General features: G+C 64.9%; 14 protein-coding genes. 8 read left to right on the forward strand and 6 right to left on the reverse strand.

The window, feature by feature from the left end; all coding sequences use genetic code 11:
• Positions 1-174: 174 nt before the first annotated feature.
• Both AC25Z0_RS09165 and rpoB read right to left on the reverse strand, forming a co-directional pair.
• Complete coding sequence (locus tag AC25Z0_RS09165) at positions 175-4,071, reverse strand: DNA-directed RNA polymerase subunit beta' (protein WP_488132960.1); 3,897 nt, start codon at positions 4,069-4,071, stop codon at positions 175-177.
• A 45-nt stretch (positions 4,072-4,116) separates the two neighbouring features.
• Positions 4,117-7,608 carry a DNA-directed RNA polymerase subunit beta gene (gene rpoB, locus AC25Z0_RS09170; protein WP_488120549.1) on the reverse strand — a complete coding sequence of 1,164 codons (3,492 nt, stop codon included), beginning with the start codon at positions 7,606-7,608 and terminating at the stop codon, positions 4,117-4,119.
• 412 nt (positions 7,609-8,020) lie between these two features.
• Here rpoB and AC25Z0_RS09175 point away from each other — a divergent pair, with 412 nt between their 5' ends.
• From AC25Z0_RS09175 to AC25Z0_RS09195, 5 genes are all read left to right on the forward strand, one after another.
• A complete protein-coding gene (locus AC25Z0_RS09175; RefSeq protein WP_488132961.1) occupies positions 8,021-8,887 on the forward strand; it encodes a spermidine synthase in 867 nt (288 codons plus the stop codon).
• 186 nt (positions 8,888-9,073) lie between these two features.
• Complete coding sequence (locus AC25Z0_RS09180; protein ID WP_488132962.1) at positions 9,074-9,511, forward strand: tetratricopeptide repeat protein; 438 nt, start codon at positions 9,074-9,076, stop codon at positions 9,509-9,511.
• A gap of 171 nt (positions 9,512-9,682) precedes the next feature.
• On the forward strand, positions 9,683-10,978 hold the full coding sequence (locus AC25Z0_RS09185) for a PQQ-dependent sugar dehydrogenase (RefSeq protein WP_488132963.1): 1,296 nt from the start codon (positions 9,683-9,685) through the stop codon (positions 10,976-10,978).
• Complete coding sequence (locus AC25Z0_RS09190; protein WP_488132964.1) at positions 10,978-11,472, forward strand: SprT-like domain-containing protein; 495 nt, start codon at positions 10,978-10,980, stop codon at positions 11,470-11,472. Before AC25Z0_RS09185 ends, AC25Z0_RS09190 begins: the two co-directional genes overlap by 1 nt.
• A gap of 38 nt (positions 11,473-11,510) precedes the next feature.
• Positions 11,511-12,278 (forward strand): CGNR zinc finger domain-containing protein, encoded by a 768-nt coding sequence (locus tag AC25Z0_RS09195; protein ID WP_488132965.1) that lies wholly within the window; start codon positions 11,511-11,513, stop codon positions 12,276-12,278.
• A gap of 49 nt (positions 12,279-12,327) precedes the next feature.
• Here the strand turns inward: AC25Z0_RS09195 and AC25Z0_RS09200 are convergent, their stop codons facing one another.
• The 3 genes from AC25Z0_RS09200 to AC25Z0_RS09210 all read right to left on the reverse strand — a co-directional run bounded on the left by AC25Z0_RS09200 (position 12,328) and on the right by AC25Z0_RS09210 (position 14,887).
• Complete coding sequence (locus AC25Z0_RS09200) at positions 12,328-12,915, reverse strand: 2-phosphosulfolactate phosphatase (RefSeq protein ID WP_488120543.1); 588 nt, start codon at positions 12,913-12,915, stop codon at positions 12,328-12,330.
• A gap of 187 nt (positions 12,916-13,102) precedes the next feature.
• A complete protein-coding gene (locus tag AC25Z0_RS09205) occupies positions 13,103-14,368 on the reverse strand; it encodes a hypothetical protein (RefSeq protein WP_488120542.1) in 1,266 nt (421 codons plus the stop codon).
• Between the two features lie 72 nt (positions 14,369-14,440).
• On the reverse strand, positions 14,441-14,887 hold the full coding sequence (locus AC25Z0_RS09210; protein ID WP_488120541.1) for an EVE domain-containing protein: 447 nt from the start codon (positions 14,885-14,887) through the stop codon (positions 14,441-14,443).
• A 90-nt stretch (positions 14,888-14,977) separates the two neighbouring features.
• Between AC25Z0_RS09210 and AC25Z0_RS09215 the strand changes: the two genes are divergently transcribed.
• Positions 14,978-15,553: a hypothetical protein gene (locus tag AC25Z0_RS09215; RefSeq protein ID WP_488120540.1), complete on the forward strand. Its 576-nt coding sequence runs from the start codon at positions 14,978-14,980 to the stop codon at positions 15,551-15,553.
• Positions 15,550-16,185, forward strand: coding sequence for a DUF1684 domain-containing protein (locus AC25Z0_RS09220; RefSeq protein WP_488120539.1), 636 nt, complete (start codon positions 15,550-15,552; stop codon positions 16,183-16,185). The genes AC25Z0_RS09215 and AC25Z0_RS09220 overlap by 4 nt, the downstream gene beginning before the upstream one ends.
• Before the next feature lie 71 nt (positions 16,186-16,256).
• Here AC25Z0_RS09220 and AC25Z0_RS09225 read toward each other — a convergent pair whose 3' ends face one another.
• The gene (locus AC25Z0_RS09225; protein ID WP_488120538.1) at positions 16,257-18,536 is read right to left on the reverse strand and encodes a HelD family protein; all 2,280 of its coding nucleotides are present in this window, start codon (positions 18,534-18,536) and stop codon (positions 16,257-16,259) included.
• 389 nt (positions 18,537-18,925) lie between these two features.
• Here AC25Z0_RS09225 and AC25Z0_RS09230 point away from each other — a divergent pair, with 389 nt between their 5' ends.
• Complete coding sequence (locus tag AC25Z0_RS09230; RefSeq protein WP_488132966.1) at positions 18,926-20,518, forward strand: DEAD/DEAH box helicase; 1,593 nt, start codon at positions 18,926-18,928, stop codon at positions 20,516-20,518.
• Positions 20,519-20,684 lie beyond the last annotated feature (166 nt).

Raw genomic sequence — 20,684 nt, forward strand, 5'->3', positions numbered from 1 at the left:
TCATGCTAGTGGAGAGGTTTGCTGAGCGGAGGGAAGCCCGTCGATCGTGCCGGACACAATTGCGTGTGATTTCGGGTGGTGGACTGATTCGCAGGGCGCCGGCCGCGTTAACGCACAATGGCCCCCTGCCGAAGCAGGAGGCCATTGCGATGGAGTGACTAGGTCACACGCTGGTTAGTTGTACGTACCGGGCGTGAAGTCATCCGAGCTGAAGCTGTCGAAATCGACGAAGCTCAGGTCGCCTTCGTTGAAGGCAGCCTCATCCGTGAAGATGCGGTTCGGGTAACGCTCAGCCTTGGCTTCTTCGGTTGCCTCGACGGTGACGTCGCGGTAACGCGGGAGACCAGTACCGGCCGGGATCAACTTACCGATGATCACGTTCTCCTTGAGGCCCATCAGCGGGTCGCTCTTGCCTTCCATGGCCGCCTGGGTCAGAACCCGGGTGGTCTCCTGGAAGGAAGCGGCCGACAGCCACGACTCGGTTGCCAGTGAAGCCTTGGTGATACCCATGACTTCCTGACGAGCCGAAGCCGTCTTCTTGCCCTCAGTGAGTGCGGTGCGGTTGAGCTCGTTGTACTTCAAACGGTCGACCATTTCACCAGGCAGCAGGCCGGTGTCGCCGTGCTCGACGACAGTCACCTTGCGAAGCATCTGACGAACGATGACCTCGATGTGCTTGTCGTGAATCGGTACACCCTGCGAGCGGTAGACATCCTGGACGCCGCCGACGAGGTGCTTCTGCACCTCACGGACACCCTTGACGCGAAGAACTTCCTTCGGGTCAACAGCACCGACGATGATCTGCGTGCCGAGCTCGACGTGCTGGCCATCCTCAACGAGGAGGGTCGAACGCTTGAGCACGGGGTACGCAATCGCTTCGTCGCCGTTGTCTGGCGTCAGGATCACCTTGCGGCTGCGGTCCGTGTCTTCGATCGTGATACGACCTGAAGCCTCAACGATCGGCGACGCACCCTTGGGGGTACGAGCCTCGAAGAGCTCCTGAACACGGGGCAGACCCTGGGTGATGTCATCAGCGGATGCCGAACCACCAGTGTGGAACGTACGCATCGTCAGCTGGGTACCGGGCTCACCGATGGACTGTGCGGCGATAATACCGACGGCCTCACCGATGTCCACGAGCTTTCCAGTGGCGAGCGAGCGGCCGTAGCAGACTGCACACACACCGACGGCCGACTCACAGGTCAGAACGGAGCGAACCTTGATGTTCTCCACGCCGGCCTCAACCAGCTTGTCGATCATCACGTCTCCGACGTCGTCTCCGGCGTCAGCGACGACCTCGCCCTTGGCGTTGACCGCGGCTGCGGCCAGGCTGCGAGCGTAGACCGCGTTTTCGACGTTCGGGTGACGCGAGAGCGCTCCCGTCGAGTCGACCGTGGCGATCGGCAGTTCGAGACCCTTGGTCGTACCGCAGTCGTCTTCGCGGATGATGACATCCTGCGAGACGTCGACGAGACGACGCGTGAGGTATCCAGAGTCAGCGGTACGGAGAGCCGTGTCGGCCAGACCCTTACGAGCACCGTGAGTAGCAATGAAGTACTCGGCGACGGACAGGCCTTCGCGGTAGCTCGAGATGATCGGGCGAGGGATGATCTCACCCTTCGGGTTGTTCACCAGGCCTCGCATACCGGCGATGTTACGAACCTGCAGCCAGTTACCACGAGCACCAGAGGTGACCATCCGGTTGATCGTGTTGTCGGCCGGGAAGTTCGCCTGCATGGCCGCAGCAACGTCTTCGGTTGCCTTGGTCCAGATCTGGATGAGCTCCTGGCGACGCTCGAGGTCGGTCGTGAGACCCTTCTCGAACTGCGACTGGACCTTTGCGGCCAGCTTCTCGTAGGTTGCAACGATCTGCGGCTTGTTCGGCGGGGTCAGGATGTCGCTGAGCGCCACCGTGACACCTGAACGAGTTGCCCAGTGGAAACCGGCGTCCTTGATGTTGTCAAGGGCGGCAGCAACCTCCACCTTCGGGTACCGCTCTGCGAGGTCGTTGACGATCGCGGAGAGGCTGCCCTTGTCGGCGACCGCTTCGAAGTACGGGTAGTCGGTCGGAAGCGTCTCGTTGAACAGTGCGCGACCGAGGGTGGTGTTCACCAGAACGGTGCCCTCTGCCTTGCCGTCGACCAGCTCGACACCGTCGGGCTGCGTGCCCTCGGTGAAGTACTTGTCGGTGAGGCGGATGCGAACCTTGGCGTTCAGGTCGAGAGACTTCTGGTCGAAAGCGAGGATCGCCTCTGAAACAGAGGAGAACGCACGGCCTTCGCCGACGACGCCTTCCTTGAGCGTGGTCAGGTGGTGCAGACCGATGATCATGTCCTGTGTTGGCAGGGTCACCGGGCGGCCGTCTGACGGCTTCAGGATGTTGTTCGATGCGAGCATCAGGATGCGAGCTTCAGCCTGTGCCTCAACGGACAGCGGCAGGTGAACTGCCATCTGGTCACCGTCGAAGTCAGCGTTGAATGCAGCACACACGAGCGGGTGCAGCTGAATGGCCTTACCCTCAACGAGCTGAGGCTCGAAGGCCTGGATGCCCAGGCGGTGCAGGGTTGGTGCGCGGTTCAGCAGTACCGGACGCTCGCGGATGATCTCTTCGAGCACGTCCCAGACCTGCGGACGTGAACGCTCAACCATGCGCTTCGCAGCCTTGATGTTCTGAGCGTGGCTCAGGTCGATCAGGCGCTTGATGACGAACGGCTTGAAGAGCTCCAGAGCCATCTGCTTGGGCAGACCACACTGGTGCAGCTTCAGCTGCGGGCCGACGATGATGACCGAACGGCCAGAGTAGTCAACGCGCTTACCGAGCAGGTTCTGACGGAAACGACCCTGCTTACCCTTGAGCATGTCGCTCAGGGACTTGAGGGCGCGGTTACCGGTACCGGTGACCGGGCGACCACGGCGACCGTTGTCGAACAGTGCGTCGACGGCCTCCTGCAGCATCCGCTTCTCGTTGTTCACGATGATCTCGGGGGCACCGAGGTCAAGGAGACGACGCAGACGGTTGTTGCGGTTGATCACACGACGGTAGAGGTCGTTGAGGTCAGAGGTCGCGAAGCGGCCACCGTCGAGCTGCACCATCGGGCGCAGTTCCGGCGGGATGACCGGTACGACGTCGAGCACCATCGCGGCCGGCGAGTGGCCGGTCATGATGAATGCGTTGACGACGCGCAGACGCTTGATCGCACGGATCTTCTTCTGGCCCTTGCCCTCAGCGATCTGCAGGTGCAGGTTTTCGCTTTCGGTGACCAGGTCGAAGGCCTCAAGACGCTTCTTGATGGCTTCGGCGCCCATGAAGGCCTCGAAGTACATGCCGAAGCGGTCCTGCAGCTCGTGGAAGACCGAGTCCTCAGGCTTCAGGTCGCCGACCTTCAGCGTGCGGAAGTCTTCCCAAACGCGCTCGAGGTGAGCGATCTGCTCGTCGAGAGACTTGCGGACCTGGCTCATCTCCTTCTCAGCAGCGTCCTTGGTGCGCTTCTTCTGGTCGCTCTTCGCACCCTCAGCCTCAAGGGCTGCGAGGTCGGTCTCAAGGCGCTGCAGACGGTCAGCGATACGTGAGTCGCGCTGGCCTTCCAGGGTCTTGATCTCGAGGCGAAGTTCGTTCTCCAGGCCAGGCATGTCCTGGTGGCGGCCGTCTTCGTCAACGCTGATGACCATGTACGCAGCGAAGTAGATGACCTTTTCGAGGTCCTTCGGTGCCATGTCCAGCAGGTAGCCGAGGCGTGACGGAACACCCTTGAAGTACCAGATGTGGGTGACAGGAGCGGCGAGCTCGATGTGGCCCATGCGCTCACGGCGCACAGACGACTTCGTGACCTCTACGCCACAGCGCTCACAAACGATGCCCTTGAAGCGAACACGCTTGTACTTGCCGCATGAGCACTCCCAGTCACGGGAAGGACCGAAGATCTGTTCACCGAACAGACCGTCCTTCTCGGGCTTGAGGGTGCGGTAGTTGATTGTTTCGGGCTTCTTGACCTCACCATGTGACCAACGACGAATGTCGTCAGCGGTAGCCAGGCCAATGCGAAGCTCGTCAAAAGTTGTTACGTCGAGCAATTTCTCTCCTTGGAAAGTTTTTCGGAGTCGATTCAGTGGCCAGGCTTAGATGTCGTCGATTGACGACGACTCAAACCGGGTGGAAATGTTGATGCCCAGCTCCTCCGCAGCGCGGAAGACTTCGTCATCCGTGTCGCGCAGGCTGACTGCCGTGCCGTCGGCCGAGAGAACCTCGACGTTCAAGCACAGTGACTGCATTTCCTTGATCAGAACCTTGAAGCTCTCTGGGATACCAGGTTCCTGAATGTTCTCGCCCTTGACGATTGCTTCGTACACCTTGACGCGGCCGAGGATATCGTCGGACTTGATGGTCAGGAGTTCCTGCAGTGCGTAAGCGGCGCCGTATGCTTCGAGCGCCCACACCTCCATCTCACCGAAACGCTGTCCACCGAACTGTGCCTTACCACCCAGCGGCTGCTGCGTGATCATGGAGTACGGGCCGGTCGAACGAGCGTGGATCTTGTCGTCGACGAGGTGGTGGAGCTTCAGGATGTACATGTAACCGACCGAAACAGGGTTCGGGAACGGCTCGCCGGAGCGGCCGTCGAACAGCTGAGTCTTACCGGTGCGGTCGATCAGGCGGTCGCCGTCACGCGTCACGGTCGTTGAATCGAGGAGTCCCTCGATTTCCTGCTCGAGAGCGCCGTCGAATACCGGGGTTGCAACCTTGGTGCCTGGAGCTGCGCTGTGCGCGGCCTCTGGGAGCTTTGCAGCCCACTTCGGCTTGCCCTCGACCTTCCAGCCCTGCTTGGCGATCCACCCGAGGTGGGTTTCAAGTACCTGACCGAAGTTCATTCGACCAGGGATACCGAGCGGGTTGAGGATGATGTCAACCGGGGTACCGTCCGCGAGGAACGGCATGTCTTCAACGGGGAGAATCTTGGAGATAACACCCTTGTTGCCGTGACGACCAGCGAGCTTGTCACCTTCGGTGATCTTGCGCTTCTGGGCGATGAACACGACAACGCGCTGGTTGACGCCGGAGCCGAGCTCGTCGTCGCCGTCCTGCGAGTCGAAGACCTTGACGCCGATGATCGTTCCACGCTCACCGTGGGGAACCTTGAGGCTCGTGTCGCGAACTTCGCGGCTCTTCTCGTTGAAGATCGCGCGAAGCAGGCGCTCCTCAGCGGAGAGCTCGGTCTCACCCTTAGGCGTGACCTTGCCGACGAGGATGTCGCCGGGGCGAACCTCTGCACCGATGCGGATGATGCCACGCTCGTCGAGGTCTGCAAGCAGATCCGGCGAAACGTTGGGCAGGTCGCGAGTGATCTCTTCCTTGCCCAGCTTGGTGTCGCGGGCGTCAACTTCGTACTCTTCGATGTGAATCGAGGAGAGAACGTCGTCCTTCACCAGGTTCTGGCTCAGGATGATCGCGTCCTCGAAGTTGTGGCCTTCCCACGGCATGAATGCCACGAGGAGGTTCTTTCCGAGTGCGAGCTCACCGTTGTCGGTAGCCGGACCATCAGCGATAACCTCGCCGACCTCAACGCGGTCGCCCGCGTTGACGATGACACGGTTGTTGTAGCTGGTGCCCTGGTTGGCGCGGTTGAACTTGCGCAGGAAGTAGTCCTGCGTTCCGCCCTCATCGAGCTGCACGGTGACCTGGTCTGCCGATACTTCGGAGACAACGCCGGCCTTGAGCGCGGTGACAACGTCGCCGGCGTCGATGGCTGCGTAGCCCTCCATACCGGTTCCGACGAGTGGGCTGTCGCTGCGAAGCAGGGGGACGGCCTGACGCTGCATGTTGGCACCCATGAGTGCGCGGTTAGCATCGTCGTGCTCGAGGAACGGAATGAGGGACGTACCTACCGACACCATCTGGCGCGGCGAGACATCCATGTAGCCGATTCCCTCGTGCGGGAAGAGGTCGACCTCTCCACCCTTCTTACGGGCAAGAACACGGTCTTCAGCGAAGCGTGCGTCCTTGGTAAGCGGGGCGTTGGCCTGCGCGACGATGTACTCGTCTTCTTCGCTGGCCGTGAGGTAGTCGATCGTTGCGGTGACGACGCCATCAACAACGCGGCGGTACGGAGTCTCAATGAAACCGAAGGCGTTGATGCGAGCGAACGATGCCAGTGAACCGATCAGACCGATGTTCGGGCCTTCAGGGGTTTCAATGGGGCACATGCGGCCGTAGTGCGACGGGTGAACGTCTCGCACCTCGACACCTGCGCGGTCACGGGACAGACCACCCGGGCCCAGCGCGGACAGACGACGCTTGTGCGTCAGGCCGGCGAGCGGGTTGTTCTGGTCCATGAACTGCGACAGCTGCGACGTACCGAAGAACTCCTTGATCGCAGCGACGACGGGGCGCACGTTGATCAGGGTCTGCGGGGTGATCGCTTCGATGTCCTGCGTGGTCATGCGCTCGCGAACGACGCGCTCCATGCGGGACAGGCCGGTGCGGACCTGGTTCTGGATCAGTTCGCCAACGGCGCGGATGCGACGGTTGCCGAAGTGGTCGATGTCATCGACGTCGAGACGGATGTCGACCGGCTTGCCCTCACGGGTGCCGGGGAACGTCGTCTGGTTGTCGTGCAGTGCGACGAGGTACTTGATGGTCGACAGGATGTCCTGAAGAGTCAGTACGGAGTCGGACAGCGGAGCCTCAAGGCCGAGCTTGCGGTTGATCTTGTAACGACCAACCTTTGCCAGGTCGTAACGCTTCGAGTTGAAGTAGAAGTTGTCCAGCAGGGCGCGGGCAGCCTCAGCGGCAACCTGCTCGCCCGGGCGGAGCTTGCGGTAGATGTCCTTGAGCGCCTCTTCCTTCGTGAGGATGGCATCCTTCTCAAGAGTCAGTTCGATGGACGCGTAGCCCTTGAACTCTTCGAGGATCTCTTCGCTCGTCAGGCCGAGGGCCTTGAGGAACACCGTGACCGACTGCTTGCGCTTGCGGTCGATGCGAACGCCGACCTGGTCGCGCTTGTCGATCTCGAATTCGAGCCATGCACCACGGCTCGGGATGACGCGAGCGGAGTAGATGTCCTTGTCAGACGTCTTCTCCTGCTGGCGCTCGAAGTACACACCCGGTGAACGGACGAGCTGCGAGACGACGACACGCTCGGTGCCGTTGATCACGAAGGTGCCCTTGGGGGTCATCAACGGGAAGTCGCCCATGAAAACCGTCTGGGTCTTGATCTCACCGGTGAGGTGGTTCATGAACTCAGCGTTGACATAGAGCGGAGCGGAGTAGGTCTTACCCTTTTCCTTGCACTCGTCGATGGTGTACTTTTCCGGCTCGAGCTCCGGGTTCGTGAACGACAGCTGCATCGTTTCGCCGAGGTCTTCGATCGGAGAGATCTCTTCGAAGATCTCGTCGAGTCCGGTGCGGCTCGGCAGGTCTTGACGACCGGCCTTCTGCCCCTCGGCGACGCGCTGTTTCCAGCCGTCGTTCCCAACGAGCCAGTCAAAGCTCTCGGTCTGCAATGCGAGCAGATCCGGAACAGTGAGAGTATCGGTGATCTTTGCGAACGAAAGACGCCCAGCTGAGCGGCCGTTCTTGGGTGAGTTGGTGGATGCGTTGCGCGCAGCAGCCAAGGAAATAACCTCCGTGGACCCCGTCAGGTCTAGTTACTGGTAGTAATGGAGAACTCCACAGACCCTCTGAGAGGATTAACCCTCAATGAGAGATGTGCTGCAAGGTGGCTTGAGCACGCAAAGCCGACCGCAATATGAAGGCAGAGGTTTGTCTGGGAGCGCAAAGATCAAGCATAGGCGCACAGACGCGCCGTGTCTAGCCGATTCTTGACCTCATCCGAATTCTCGGGTATAACCCAGCTTCGCGCCCACCAGCATCCGCTCCATGACAGGGATCCGTGCGTCAGAGCCGCCTGCTGAGGCCTCGCTAAATGGCCGCGAAAGCCCACTTTGTGTCGTTTTCTCCCGCGGGTCGCGACCAAAAATGTGCTTTCGCGTTCTCGGTGCAGGATGCATGCCGCAGACTTGAGGGATGAGCAGGGCCGAGCACGAACATCCGTCAACCACCCTCAAGATGAGCGGATACACCGCAACCATTGAGCCGGACCGCTTTGCGCCCGGGTATCAGCTGGTCGTCGACGGCACACCGCAGTCGCACGTGAACCTCGACGACCCGAGCGAATTGTTCTTCGAATACGTGCAGCGGATCGGGCACGTCATCGACCTGCTCGGCGACCCCGGCGAACCCATCACCGCCGTGCACCTCGGCGCCGGCGCCCTCACCCTGCCGCGCTACGTCGAGGCGACGAGGCCCGGCTCCCGCCAGCAGGTCGTCGAGATCGAGAGCGACCTGATCGACCTGGTGCGCGCCGAACTGCCGTGGGACAAGCGCGCCCAGCTGCGCGTGCGCCACGGCGATGCCCGTGAGGTGCTCGGCAAACTGCCCAGCGGACTGCACGGGGCTGTCGACCTCGTCGTCGTCGACATCTTCTCTGGCGCCCGCACACCGGCGCACGTCACGAGCAAGGAGTTCTACGCGCTCGCCTCTCCCCTGCTCTCGCAGCGCGGCGTGCTCGCCGTGAACGTGGCCGATGGCCCAGGCCTCGCGTTCGCGCGCGCCCAGGCCGCCACACTGGCCGCCGTCTTCCCGCACGTCATCGGACTCGCGGAGACGCAGGTGCTGAAGGGCAGGCGATTCGGCAACATCGTGTTCGTGGCCGCCCACACCCCGATCGACCTGCACTGGGTGACCAGGCTGCTCGCGAGCGGGCCGCACCCGGCCAAGGCCATCGAGGGCGCGGAGTTCGCGCAGTTCATGGCGTCGGCGAGCGTTGTGACAGACAGCACGGCGACGCAGTCTCCGCTGCCCGGCCGCACCGTCTTCCAGATCGGGCGCTAGGGCACGATCGCACCCCCCCAAAGGCGGGTTATCCTGAAAGGGAACCTGACCCATCCGCGGGGCTGACCCGGCTCCACTCTCAGCACTGGACTTCTCCTGAGCATCATCATTGGCCACGACGCAGTCACCCTGCGCGAAATTGTTGACATCCCCGCCGCGGAGGCGCGCCTTGACGAGCTTGGTCCGTTGCGCAGCCTGTCCGCCCTGAACGAGAAGGTCACGCTGCTGCGGCTACTCGGGCGCCTCGACGAAGCCGAAGCGATCGGCAGCGAGGCCGTCCGCCAGGCCCGCTTCACGGGTGATCGCGAGCAGGTCGTTGCCACGCGCATTCGTCGCGCGCAGGTGCAGCACTACCAGGGCAAGCTTGACGACGCGGTCATCGAGCTCGGCCACTGCATCGACGAGGCCGAGACGCATGAGTGGTCGGCCGTCGCCGGGCACGCACGCCAGCAGCGGGGCACCGTGCACCTCGAACAAGGCGACCTTGAGGCGGCACTGGCCGATTTCAAGGCCGCGGTGTTTCTGCGACAGGCGGCAGGGGCATCCGCTCGTGAAGTGGAGGATTCCCTGATCGCGGTGACAATCATGGAGTCGAATATCGCCCGGCAGGTCTCGCCTCTCTAAGTGCCGGTCTCAGGGCTGTGCTCAGGGCTGCTCTCAGGGCTGCTCGAGTCGCAGTTTCAGCCCGGCTCCGGCATAACTCCTGCGCTGCCCATGCCACCGAGGCAAAAGCTGGGCTTTTGCCTGCGAAGTGGGCAGAATTGCAGGAGTTGTACAGGGTCACGAGGTGATCGCATGGGTAAGAACGGCAGCCGCGGCGCTCACCGACGGGCGCGCACGGTACGCAGGGCAGCCAGGACCGTCAGGGGTGATGAGTCTGGCGCTGGAGGCTGCCTGCGCGGCTGGGACGACGTGGGGTCGGCGTCGCGCACACGGCAGCGGCTCCTGCTGGGGCCGGCGCTGACAGTGGGCCTGCTCGTCGCGCTGACGGGCTGCATGAGCGGGTCGGGCGCCTCATCCAGCGGAGCGTCATCAGGTGCTGTGCAGCCATCGCCGACGACGGCGGCAGCGGCCACGCCCACCCCGGTCGCCGCGCCGATACAGCCCGTTCAACCAGTCGGCGAGCCGGTTGCCATTGCGTCTGACCTCGATGCGCCATGGTCGATCCTGCGCCTGGCGACAGGCGGCACCCTCGTCAGCCTTCGGGACGAGGCGAATATCGTCGAGCTTCTTCCCGACGGCACCCAGCGGGTCGTCTCGAACGTCTCTGAAGCCACGCCGGCCGGCGAAGGCGGACTCCTCGGCCTCGCCTTCCTGCCCGACGCCGCTGCCGCAGGGGGGCTCGGCTGGGTATACGCCTACTTCACGGCGGATACCGACAACCGGATAGTGCGGATGGCCCTGCTCGGCACCGAGGGCAGCTACACGCTCGGCGCTCCAGAAAGCGTGCTGACGGGCATCCCGAAAGCGGGCAATCATGATGGCGGGCGCATCGCCTTCGGCCCGGACGGCCTGCTCTACGCCACGGCCGGCGACGCCGGAAACACCGACAACGCGCAGAACCTCGACGCCCTTGGCGGCAAAATCCTGCGGATGACGCCCACGGGCGGCGTGCCGGCCGGGAACCCGTTCGGCACCCTCGTGTACTCGTATGGCCACCGCAACCCGCAGGGCATCGCCTGGGATTCGCGCGGCCAGCTCTGGGCGAGCGAGTTCGGGCAGAACACCTGGGACGAGCTGAACCTCATCACGCCAGGCGGAAACTATGGCTGGCCGATCGTGGAGGGCATGGGCACCGACGGGTCATTCATCAATCCTGTGCACGTCTGGCCGACGTCGGAGGCCAGCCCGAGCGGCATCGCGATCGTGGCAGACACGATCTTCATGGCGAGCCTTCGCGGCGAACGACTGTGGCGGATTGTCTCCTCGACAGGGGCGGTTGATGAGTGGTTTGCCCACAGCTACGGACGCCTTCGCGACGTGGTGTCAGGACCAGATGGCACACTGTGGTTTGTGAGCAATAACACGGATGGGCGAGGCGACCCGAGCAGCGGTGACGACCGGCTCTATCAGGTACAGGTGGCGCCCTGATGGCCGATCTCATACGCGTGCGGCACTGGGCAGAGGCACTGCTCGCCCTGCATCTCGATTCGTCATGGTCGTTCGGCTTCGACAACGCGAAGAAGCGGGCGGGGCTCTGCAACTTCACGGCAAAGCACATCACCGTCTCCCGTTACCTGGCCGCCCGTTACGACGACGATGAAATCCACCAGATTTTGCTGCACGAGGTGGCCCACGCCCTCGCTGGTCCTCGTGCGGGCCACGGGCCCAAGTGGAAAGCCGTCGCGATCGGTCTCGGCTACGACGGTGGGCGCACGCACGACGGTGAGATTGCCAATGAACTCGCCCCATGGGTAGGAACCTGCGCGGCCGGCCACACTCACTACCGGTATCGTGAACCGACCAGGCCACTCGCCTGTGGCGTGTGTGGCCGTGGCTTCAACCGGGCGCACCTCATCTCATGGAACCGCCGCACGATCACGGCAGCGACCAGGCGTCGCGCCGCGGCATCCAGCGGCGGGTGAGGCAGCGATACCCGGTAACTTGATACGCTGGTTACCCCATGAGTAGCAGAACAGACACCAGTCAGACCGGGCAATGGTTCGATTCCAGCGATGGTCAACGCTGGTGGTTCGATTCCGGCTCCACCGCACTTGATTTCGCATACTCCGGCTCGATGGGCGACGGAACGGTCACAGAGCGACTGCACACCGAACACGACCTCGCCGGCTGGCTGAACGAGCGCTTCACGCCCGCGGCGGCGGAAACAGGTGCTGCGGCATCCGCTGGGGCTGCTGGTGGCACGTCTGGTGGCCCTGCTGGCGTCGCGTCTGGCGAGGCCCAGAATGCTGCCGGCGCCGGTGCCAGCGTGGGTCTGGCCACCAGCTCAATCGTGTTCCCCGGTGCTATCTCGGCAACTGAACGAGACCTTGTCGATGCCAAGGCACTGCGCGACGCGATCGCTAACCTCGCGAATGCCGCTGCTGCCCGGGCGGAGTTCAGTACGCGGGATATCGACATCCTCAACCTGTTCGCCGCGACCCCTGACATCCCGCCATCGCTGGGCGGCGGGTCCCGCCAGGCTGGGCGCACCGCGCCGCGGGCCGGCCAGGCGTTGTCGACTCTGGCGCGCACGGCGATCGAGTTGTTCGATCCGATCGAGGTCGTGCGGATTCGTGAGTGCTCAGCCGACGACTGCTCCATGATCTATTTCGACACGTCGCGCTCGGCGAATCGACGCTGGTGCTCGATGCAGCGCTGCGGAAACAGGGCGAAGATTCGCGCCTATCGGGAGCGCCTCGCGAAGCAGGAAAGCCGCCCCAGCTTCTAGCCGCGGCCTTCCGCGCGCCCCTGAGGGCGAACGTCCGCCTGCCAGACGGCTAGGCCGGCAAGGATGCGGCGTGGGGCTCCTCGATCGTCGTCGACGAGTCGAGCGCACTGGCAGCCCTGACCTCATCGCCGCGGCCGAGAGCGATCAGCGCCTGGCCAGTTTCCGACGCACTGACGAGGTGCCTCAGCGCCTGCCGCAGACCGACGAAGGCAGCGGATGCCGCGGCCGCCTCAGGCGAGCAGTGGTCGATTCCCAGCGTGGTCAGCGCGTCGATCACGGCGCCAGCCGCCAGCAGGTCTTCGACGCTCGGAGCGAAGGATCCGTCAGCTCGCGCCTCGCCCGCAGCGATGATGGCAACCGAGAACCGGCCGCCCTTCTCTGTCTGGCGGGCGAGCACCCATTCGGCGACGGCCGTTCGGTTGGTGAGGTTCGCCGCGATGACGCGCGGTGCGGACGGGGCTACCGCCTGCGCCGAGGCGGCGGGTGTGGCGGGCGCGGCGGGTGTGGCGGGCGCACCGGCGGGGGCGAGGGCGTCGGCGAGGATCACGACATCCGCTGAATCGGCCAACGCGCGGAATCCGCCGAGTCCCCAATCGAACCGAACCTGGTATTTCTGCTGGGGAGTCGCGTCAGTCACTCAACCAGCGTAACGGCAGCAGATGCGCCCGTTACGGCGTGTGGCGCCCGCTACAGCGGGCGCGATCGGCCACAACGGGCGCGGTGAACGCAGAAACCCGCGTCGGCGGCTAGCGGCGAGCGACTGCGCGCGGCAAGCGACTGCGCGCAGCGGGCGACTACGGGCGGCGGCGGAGCGAGCGCTGGGCTCAGCGCACGTCAAAGCGGGCGAGGGCGTCGGCATCCGTCGCGTGCGTCATCGCGCGGCGAGCGGTGTCGAGCGCGGTCACGGGGTCAGCTTCGGCTTCGGCCAGGGCCAGCTGGCGCTCCGCCTCGGCGAGACGGGTGCGGGCCGCTGCGCCGACGCGCGCGCGGTTGGGCGTGATGAACTCGCGCGTGACCTGAATCTGGCTGCGGGCGGTCAGCAGTGCGCCGCTCAGGGCAGTCCGGGCGTTCTCGAGGCGCAGCTGGCGGTTGCGCGCCTCTGAGCGGGTGATGTCGAGGCCCTCCATCGCGCTCCGCAGGGTGGCGAGGTCGCCGACCGGGTCGCTGAGGCGGTTGGGGTCGCGGAGTGTCTGGATGACGGCATCCGCTCTGGCAATCACCTGGTTGAGTTCTGAGCTGGCCTCGGCTTCCTCGTGGCGATCACGGAGCGCCCTGGCCTCGGCGAGCTCAGCGTCTGCATGCTCAAGGGCGCCGCGCAGCGTCGCGTACTGCACGTGCAGCTGGTCTTCGCCGGTTTCGATGGCGTCGAGCAGCTGCGTTGCCCGGAATAGTCCCTGCTCGATGGCGGTGAGGTACTCGCCGACGGGCTCTGCGCTGCCGGCTTCGAGCCTGCTGGAGACGATGTTCTGAGCGGCCCGGGCTTCAACCAGCGCGGCGAGGGCGAGCTCGACGTTGCCGCTGATGCCCGCGAGCGCGTTCGGCGAGTAGCTCAGTGACAGCCGGTCGATGGTGGCAGCTCCGCTCGCAATGCGGTCTGCGGCGCGGTCGAGGCGGCGGGTCAGCTGCTGGACGGTGAACGGGGCGTCGCGTTCGGCGCTGCGTCGCGCCGAGAAGTCGCGGGTCAGGTTGGTGAGCCGGGTCGTTGCCTCGTCGGCGAGCGCGATGATCTGTTCGTTCCAGCGGCGACGTTCAGCGTCGGTGTCCGGCACGGCATCGTCGAGCTTCTGCTGCAGGGCGAACGCCTCGCTCAGCTGGCGACGGGACGCCACGAGCGCCTCCCCGAACTCCCGCGTGGCCTGCTCGCCGAACTGGGCGTAGGCGAACGCGAGCTCGTCTGCGCTGGCCTGCACGATGTCATCCGCTCGAACCAGGCTGATGGCGGCGTCACGGGCGAGGGCGGCATCCGCTGCGGTAATGCCGGCGAGCCGCTGCTTCCCACGGCGTCGGAATGCCCGGATGATCAGGGCTGCTGCAATTCCGGCGAGGGCAAAAACGACGACAGACGGTACCCACCAGAGATCGCCTGCCATGACTAGAAGTCTAGTTGAGGCTGACTACCCGCTCAGGACGAGCGAGCGGATGCGTTGACGAGCGGATGCGCGTCAGCGGCGGCGATCGTCGGCTGACGGACGGCGCATCTGCTGCCGAATCTCATCGAAATCGTGCTTCGAGATCTCGATGAGGCCGCGGCGCAGCTGGTAGCCCCAGTTCGGATTGCCGCGGGTGAAGTCCAGCACCGGGATCAACGGCCGGATCGAGGTCTCGACGGCGGCATGGTCGTAGTCAACGCGGCGACGCCATGGACGGTAGTCGCTGGCCGACTCTCCAGCCTGGTACACGTCGTCATCGGCAATCCAGCCGATCGCGGTGAACGACTTGAGCGAATCTCCCTCGATATCCGTCTTCGGCGAGTAATAGACAATGCCGTCAGACTCGCCCATCTGCTCAAGTGCGGTGCGGGCTCCATGGTTGGTCTGGGCGGTCCCCATCGCGACACCGCGCAGCACATGCTCGCGCTGCACAACGCCCAGCCAGTATCGGATTGCCACGCTCTAGTTCTACTGCATTCCGAGGCCGCCATTTTCCGCAGCACGGGCGGCACACTTGCTGTTCACCCAACGGCACCGCACACTGGCAGCATGCGAGTCCTCCTGAAAGACATCCTCGATTGCGACCCGGAAACCGCATGGCGAGCCATCCGCAGCCCCGCCGTGCTGCGTGAAGTCTCCTCGCCCGTCTTCAGCATGACGTCGCTGTCCGCCGACGGATTCCCGACAATCTGGGGGCCAGGCGACCACCCGATCTCGCTGCGCGGGCTCGGGCTCGTGCCCCTCGGCACCCAGGTCATCCGCCTCAATGTGGAGGAACGACGAGAAACGGATGCCCGCGGCAACGACGTGCGCATCCTGCGAGACACGGGCCGCCCGCTGACGGGGCCGTTGGCCTCCCTCACGCTGTGGGACCACCGGATGGCGATCTCCGCCGCCCCCGGTCGTCCAGACAAGACGCTCTACCGCGACCAGTTGAGGTTCGACGCCGGCGCACTGACCCTGCCGATGTGGCCGGCCTTCTGGTCGTTCTGGCAATGGCGGATGCGCCAGCTCAAACGCCTCGCCCCCGGGTGGCGGTTCGACATCGGCGTTGATGCGCCGGCGGATACGGGCGCCCCTGTGGGCGACAGCCCCGACGGCACCTCCCCGAGCGTGGCGCCGTGAGTTCGACCATCGGCGCGCTACAGGTAGCCGACTGGCGCCGCCGCATCTTCGGCCTCTACGCCGGCGTGCGGCAGCTCAGCGCAGCCAACCCGGCAGCGGGCCATGAGCTGTGGCGCTCAGGGCGCGATGAGCTGTTTGCCGGGCATCCGTCATCGCCGCTGCTGCCGGACGACCGCGCCAGCTTCACGGGGCTACCCATCGCAGGCTACGACCCAGACTGGCGGTTCGAAGTCGAGGTGCACCGCACAGAGGAGCCGCACCGCATCGCCGTTGAGACGGGAACGGATGGCACTGTGCCGTTCGATCTCGTCGGCTCTGTGCGCCTGCCATACGTCGGCTCCCTCGACGTGTGGCGCCTGGCCAGCTACGCCGGCGGGCTCTTTTTGCCGCTGAAAGACGGCCTCGCGGGCAAGCCTGGCGGAACCTACGGCGGCGGGCGCTACCTGATCGACACCGTCAAGGGCGCAGACCTGGGTGCCGGCCTCGGCGACGACACCCTGGTGCTCGACTTCAACTTCGCTTACAACCCGTCATGCGCATACGACCCGATGTGGGCGTGCCCGCTCCCGCAGAGCGGCAACATCGTGACGGCCGAGATCCCGGTCGGCGAGCTGTACCACCCCAGGCACTGAGACACCCACGCACTGAGAGACCCACGCACTGAGAGACCCAGGCACTGAGACACCCACGCACTGAGCGGCGTCTACTCCCCCAGGATCACCCTGGTCAGGCGCTGGGTCGGCCGCGTCATCGCCACGTACAGCGCAGCTGCTCCACGGGGAGACTCTGCGACAAGGCCATCCGGATCGGCCAGCACAACAGAGTCGAACTCCAGGCCTTTCGATTCGTGAGCGGTGAGCACGGCGATGCGGCGTTCCAGCCCGCGGGCTCCCGCGCCGACCTCTGACCCGAAGGAGCGGATGAGGTGCTCGAGTACCGCGTCGCGACGGTCGACAGGCACGATGACGGCAAGGGTGCCGATCGCATCAATCTCGATGTCGGCGGAGACGGCGCCCTCGACGGCTGCGGGCAAGCCGGCAACGTCGGGAACGACAACGTCGATGATCGGCCAGTCGCCCTCCCGCACAGAGCGGGTCGGCGTGATCGGCAAGCCATGCTCTGCGGCGACCTTCTCGGCTTCGCGGGCGATCTGCGCCGGCGTGCGGTAGTTGACGGTGAGCTCTTCGAGGTCCCAGCGGTCGGCGAAGTGCGGGTCAAGCGCTTCGTTCCAGCTGGATGCCGCAGCCGCGGAGCTGGCCTGCGCGATGTCACCGACGATGGTGAACGACCGCATCGGCGAGCGCCGCACCAACAGGCGCCACTGCATCGGCGACAGCTCCTGCGCTTCATCGACGACGACGTGGCCGAAGGTCCACGTGCGGTCAGACGCCGCGCGCTCCGCCGTCGTGCCCCGGTACTCAGACTCAGCAAAGTTGTCGGCCAGCTGCTCTGCGGTCACCATGCCCTGCACTCCGGCATTGCGGATGGCCTGCTCAGCGTTCTCGAGGTCGTTGGCGCGCTGCAGGTCCCGCTCGCGTTGACCGGCATCCGGTGCGGCCGTCGACTCACCGAGGAGCTCTGCTGCCTCGTCGAGCAGCGGCACATCGGAGATGGTGAACGGCTGGTCGCGGTCGCGGCGCAGCAGCGCACGGCGCTCAGGCGACCAGCGCAGCGTGAGGCCGGCGAGCCAGTTCGGCCTCGCATAGAGGTCCTGGATCAGCTTCTCGGCGGTAAGCGGCATCCAGGCGGTGTTCAGCACCACCCGCACGTCGTATGCCCCGCGGATGTCTTCACGGAGCGCCGCGAGGTCTGAGTCGTCGAGCGCGCCACCGTCGGAGCGCAGCTGCTTGGCCAGCTGGCTGACCATCTGCTCGATCGCGTAGTTGACGAAGAGCGCCCTGGCCTCGTTGTGCACCTTGCCGCTGGCCTGGGCCCGTGCCATGGCGCGGGCGATCAGCTGCGGCTGCACGACGATGCGATCGCCGTTCACGTCGACGGTCTGCGGGGTCGTCGGCGCGATCTGGCGTGATTTCACGGCACGGGCGATGAGGGTGACCATGCTCGCGGAGCCCTTGAGCTTGGCGACCTCCGTGCGGTCCTCCGTCGTGGCCGTCACGCCGGGGAACAGCTCGCCGAGCGACTGCATAACGACGCCGGTCTCGCCGAGCGACGGCAGCACGGACTCGATGTAAGTGAGGAATGCGCTCGACGGGCCAACGACCAGCACGCCGGCCGACCCCAGTCGGTCCCTGTGCGTGTAGAGCAGGTAGGCGGCACGGTGCAGCGCAACGGCGGTCTTGCCGGTGCCAGGTCCGCCCTGTACAACGAGAGCTCCACGCATTTCTGAGCGGATGATGCGATCCTGCTCAGCCTGGATCGTTGCGACGATATCGTGCATCCGACCGGTGCGCTGCACGGTGAGTGCGGCCATCAGCGCGCCCTCACCCTGCACCTCTGCTGTGCCGGGTTCGGTGAGCATGTCGACGTCGAACACCTCGTCGTCGAGGCGCACCACGTCACGTTCGCGCATGATCAGGTGGCGGCGAGCGGCGACACCGAGCGGCGTTGCCGCGGTCGCCTGGTAGAACGAACTGGCCTGTGGGGCACGCCAGTCGATCAGCATCGAACGCTGGTCGCGGTCGCGCAGGCCGATTCGGCCGATGTAGCGGATGGTGTCGCTGTCGACGGCGGAATCGTCTGCCGTGTCTGCGACGGCGCGTTCACCGTTGGCTGCCGCATTCGCGTCCGACTTCAGTCGGAGGCGCCCGAAGACGAGCCGGGAATCGACGTCGCGCAGCTGGTGCAACCGGTCTTCGTGCATGCGCGCGAATGAGTCGCGTTCGCTGCGCATCTGGTGGTTGCCACCGACTGTCTGTGACCGAATCGAGTCAAGGCGCCTGGTCTCCTCGTTGAGGAGTTCATCGAGCCGGTTGTACAACCGGGCGACGTGCGCTCGCTCGCGTTCGAGTTCGTTCTCTACCACTCGACTCCCGCGTGCCTGATAAACATTCGTCCAACGACTTTACAGGGATACGGGCATCGTCTGGGACCCCCCGTTCGTTCTCCCACCCGCGAAACGAACCGTCGAGGCGATCTGGGGCCATTCCCAGCTCAGCTTGACAGCATCCGGTAGACTGGAATTACTTGTGAGTGCATAACTGCATTCCCTGCGTCGTAGAACGCCCTCTTCTTGTCGCGACAGCCAGTCTCTGGCCGCCGACGATTTGCGAATGAAACATTCTTACGGCGAACGGATGTGCCCATCGGCACCTTCGCCATGTGAATCCTCATGATTCGAATGTTGCATTGTGCGCTCTATCGCACTGCGCCGCGTTCGAGTACGCGAGGCACTGATGCCCGAAAGGCACCACTTTGTCTGATATCTCCTTTGGCGCGCTTGGCGTGCCAGCTCCCGTCGTTGCAGTTCTCGCTGCACAGGGACTCACCACTGCTTTTCCCATCCAGGTAGACACCCTGCCGGACACCCTGAACGGCCGCGACGTACTCGGCCGCGGTAAGACCGGCTCCGGCAAGACCCTGGCCTTCTCCATCCCGATGATCTCGCGCCTCGGCGGCAAGCTCGCCGGTGGCAAGCGTCGTCCTGGGCGCCCGCTCGGCCTGATCCTGGCGCCGACCCGTGAGCTGGCCACCCAGATTTCCGCAGCCCTCACCCCGATGGCTGAGGCGTACAACCTCACCACGACGACCATCTTCGGTGGCGTCTCGCAGAACCGTCAGGTCGCAGCCCTCAAGGCCGGCGTCGACATCGTCGTGGCCTGCCCCGGCCGCCTCGAGGACCTCATGAAGCAGGGCTTCGTGAACCTCGACTCCGTTGAGATCACCGTGCTCGACGAGGCCGACCACATGGCAGACCTCGGCTTCCTGCCCGTCGTCACGCGCATCCTCGACAAGACGCCGTCCAACGGACAGCGCCTCCTCTTCTCGGCAACGCTCGACAACGGCGTTGACAAGATCGTGCGTCGCTTCCTGCACAACGAGGTTCTGCACTCCGTCGACGAGGCCACCAGCCACGTCTCGGCCATGACCCACCACGTGTTCGAGGTCGACAACGCCGAGTCGAAGAAGGAGCTCATCGAGAAGCTCGCTTCTGGCAGCGGCCGCCGCATCCTCTTCATGCGCACCAAGCACCACGCCAAGAAGCTGGCCAAGGCACTGACCGACTCCGGCATCCCTTCCGTTGACCTGCACGGCAACCTGTCGCAGGTTGCTCGCGACCGCAACTTGGCCGCATTCTCCGCCGGTGACGTTCGCGTCCTCGTCGCAACGGATGTCGCGGCTCGCGGCGTGCACGTTGACGACATCGAACTCGTCATCCACGTTGACCCGCCGGCAGAGCACAAGGCATACCTGCACCGCTCTGGCCGCACGGCTCGTGCAGGCAGCGCCGGTGACGTTGTCACCATCATGCTTCCCGCCCAGCGCAAGGACACAGAGGCGCTGCTGCGCAAGGCAGCCATCGCTGTCACCCCGCAGCGAGTGAACGCCAACTCCCCCGCAGTCATCACCCTCACCGGTGATGTTGCTGCATACGTCAAGCCGCTTCCCCGCCAGGAGCAGCCGCAGCGCGGCCAGTCACAGGGTGGTCGCTCGCAGGGTGCAAACGCCCAGCGCAAGCGTTCAAACCGTGACGACCGTGACGGCCGCAGCGCCGGCAGCCGCGAGGGTGGCCGTCCAGCACGCAGCGGTGACGCAGCATCCGCTGGCGCGCCGCGCCGCGACCGTTCAGGTCGTCCGGCAACGGCTGGCTCAGGTGCTGGTGCTGGTTCAGCTCGCAGCGGCGCACCGCGCCAGGGCGGCGCCGGCGGCCAGGGTCGCAGTGGCGGCCAGGGCGGCGGCGCAGGCTCAGGTCGCTCAGGCGGCCTGCAGGTCGGCGGCCTCGTTCGTGGCAACTCGGCTTCAGCCGGCGGCGCTCGTCGCTCGGCTCCGCGCCGCGCACAGGGCTAATCGCTCGCAGTCTTTCAACGGGTCGGTCTCTTCGGAGGCCGGCCCGTTGTGGTTTAACTGCCGATGTGGCCCATCTCTGACGACGATCGCTTCCGATCCCTCAGCGACATCCGTCCCCCGTGCGAGCTACACGGAAGTGTCCACCACAGGGTGACGACTCCGAAAC

This window comes from Leifsonia sp. Y862, from assembly GCF_057669585.1.

Bases quoted from the DNA above. Each gene is read 5' to 3' on its own strand.
- AC25Z0_RS09175 (WP_488132961.1), top strand. From the start codon at position 8,021: ATGAGCAGGGCCGAGCACGAACATCCGTCAACCACCCTCAAGATGAGC.
- AC25Z0_RS09195 (WP_488132965.1), top strand. From the start codon at position 11,511: ATGAGTAGCAGAACAGACACCAGTCAGACCGGGCAATGGTTCGATTCC.
- AC25Z0_RS09205 (WP_488120542.1), bottom strand. From the start codon at position 14,368: ATGGCAGGCGATCTCTGGTGGGTACCGTCTGTCGTCGTTTTTGCCCTC.
- AC25Z0_RS09185 (WP_488132963.1), top strand. From the start codon at position 9,683: ATGGGTAAGAACGGCAGCCGCGGCGCTCACCGACGGGCGCGCACGGTA.
- AC25Z0_RS09190 (WP_488132964.1), top strand. From the start codon at position 10,978: ATGGCCGATCTCATACGCGTGCGGCACTGGGCAGAGGCACTGCTCGCC.
- AC25Z0_RS09215 (WP_488120540.1), top strand. From the start codon at position 14,978: ATGCGAGTCCTCCTGAAAGACATCCTCGATTGCGACCCGGAAACCGCA.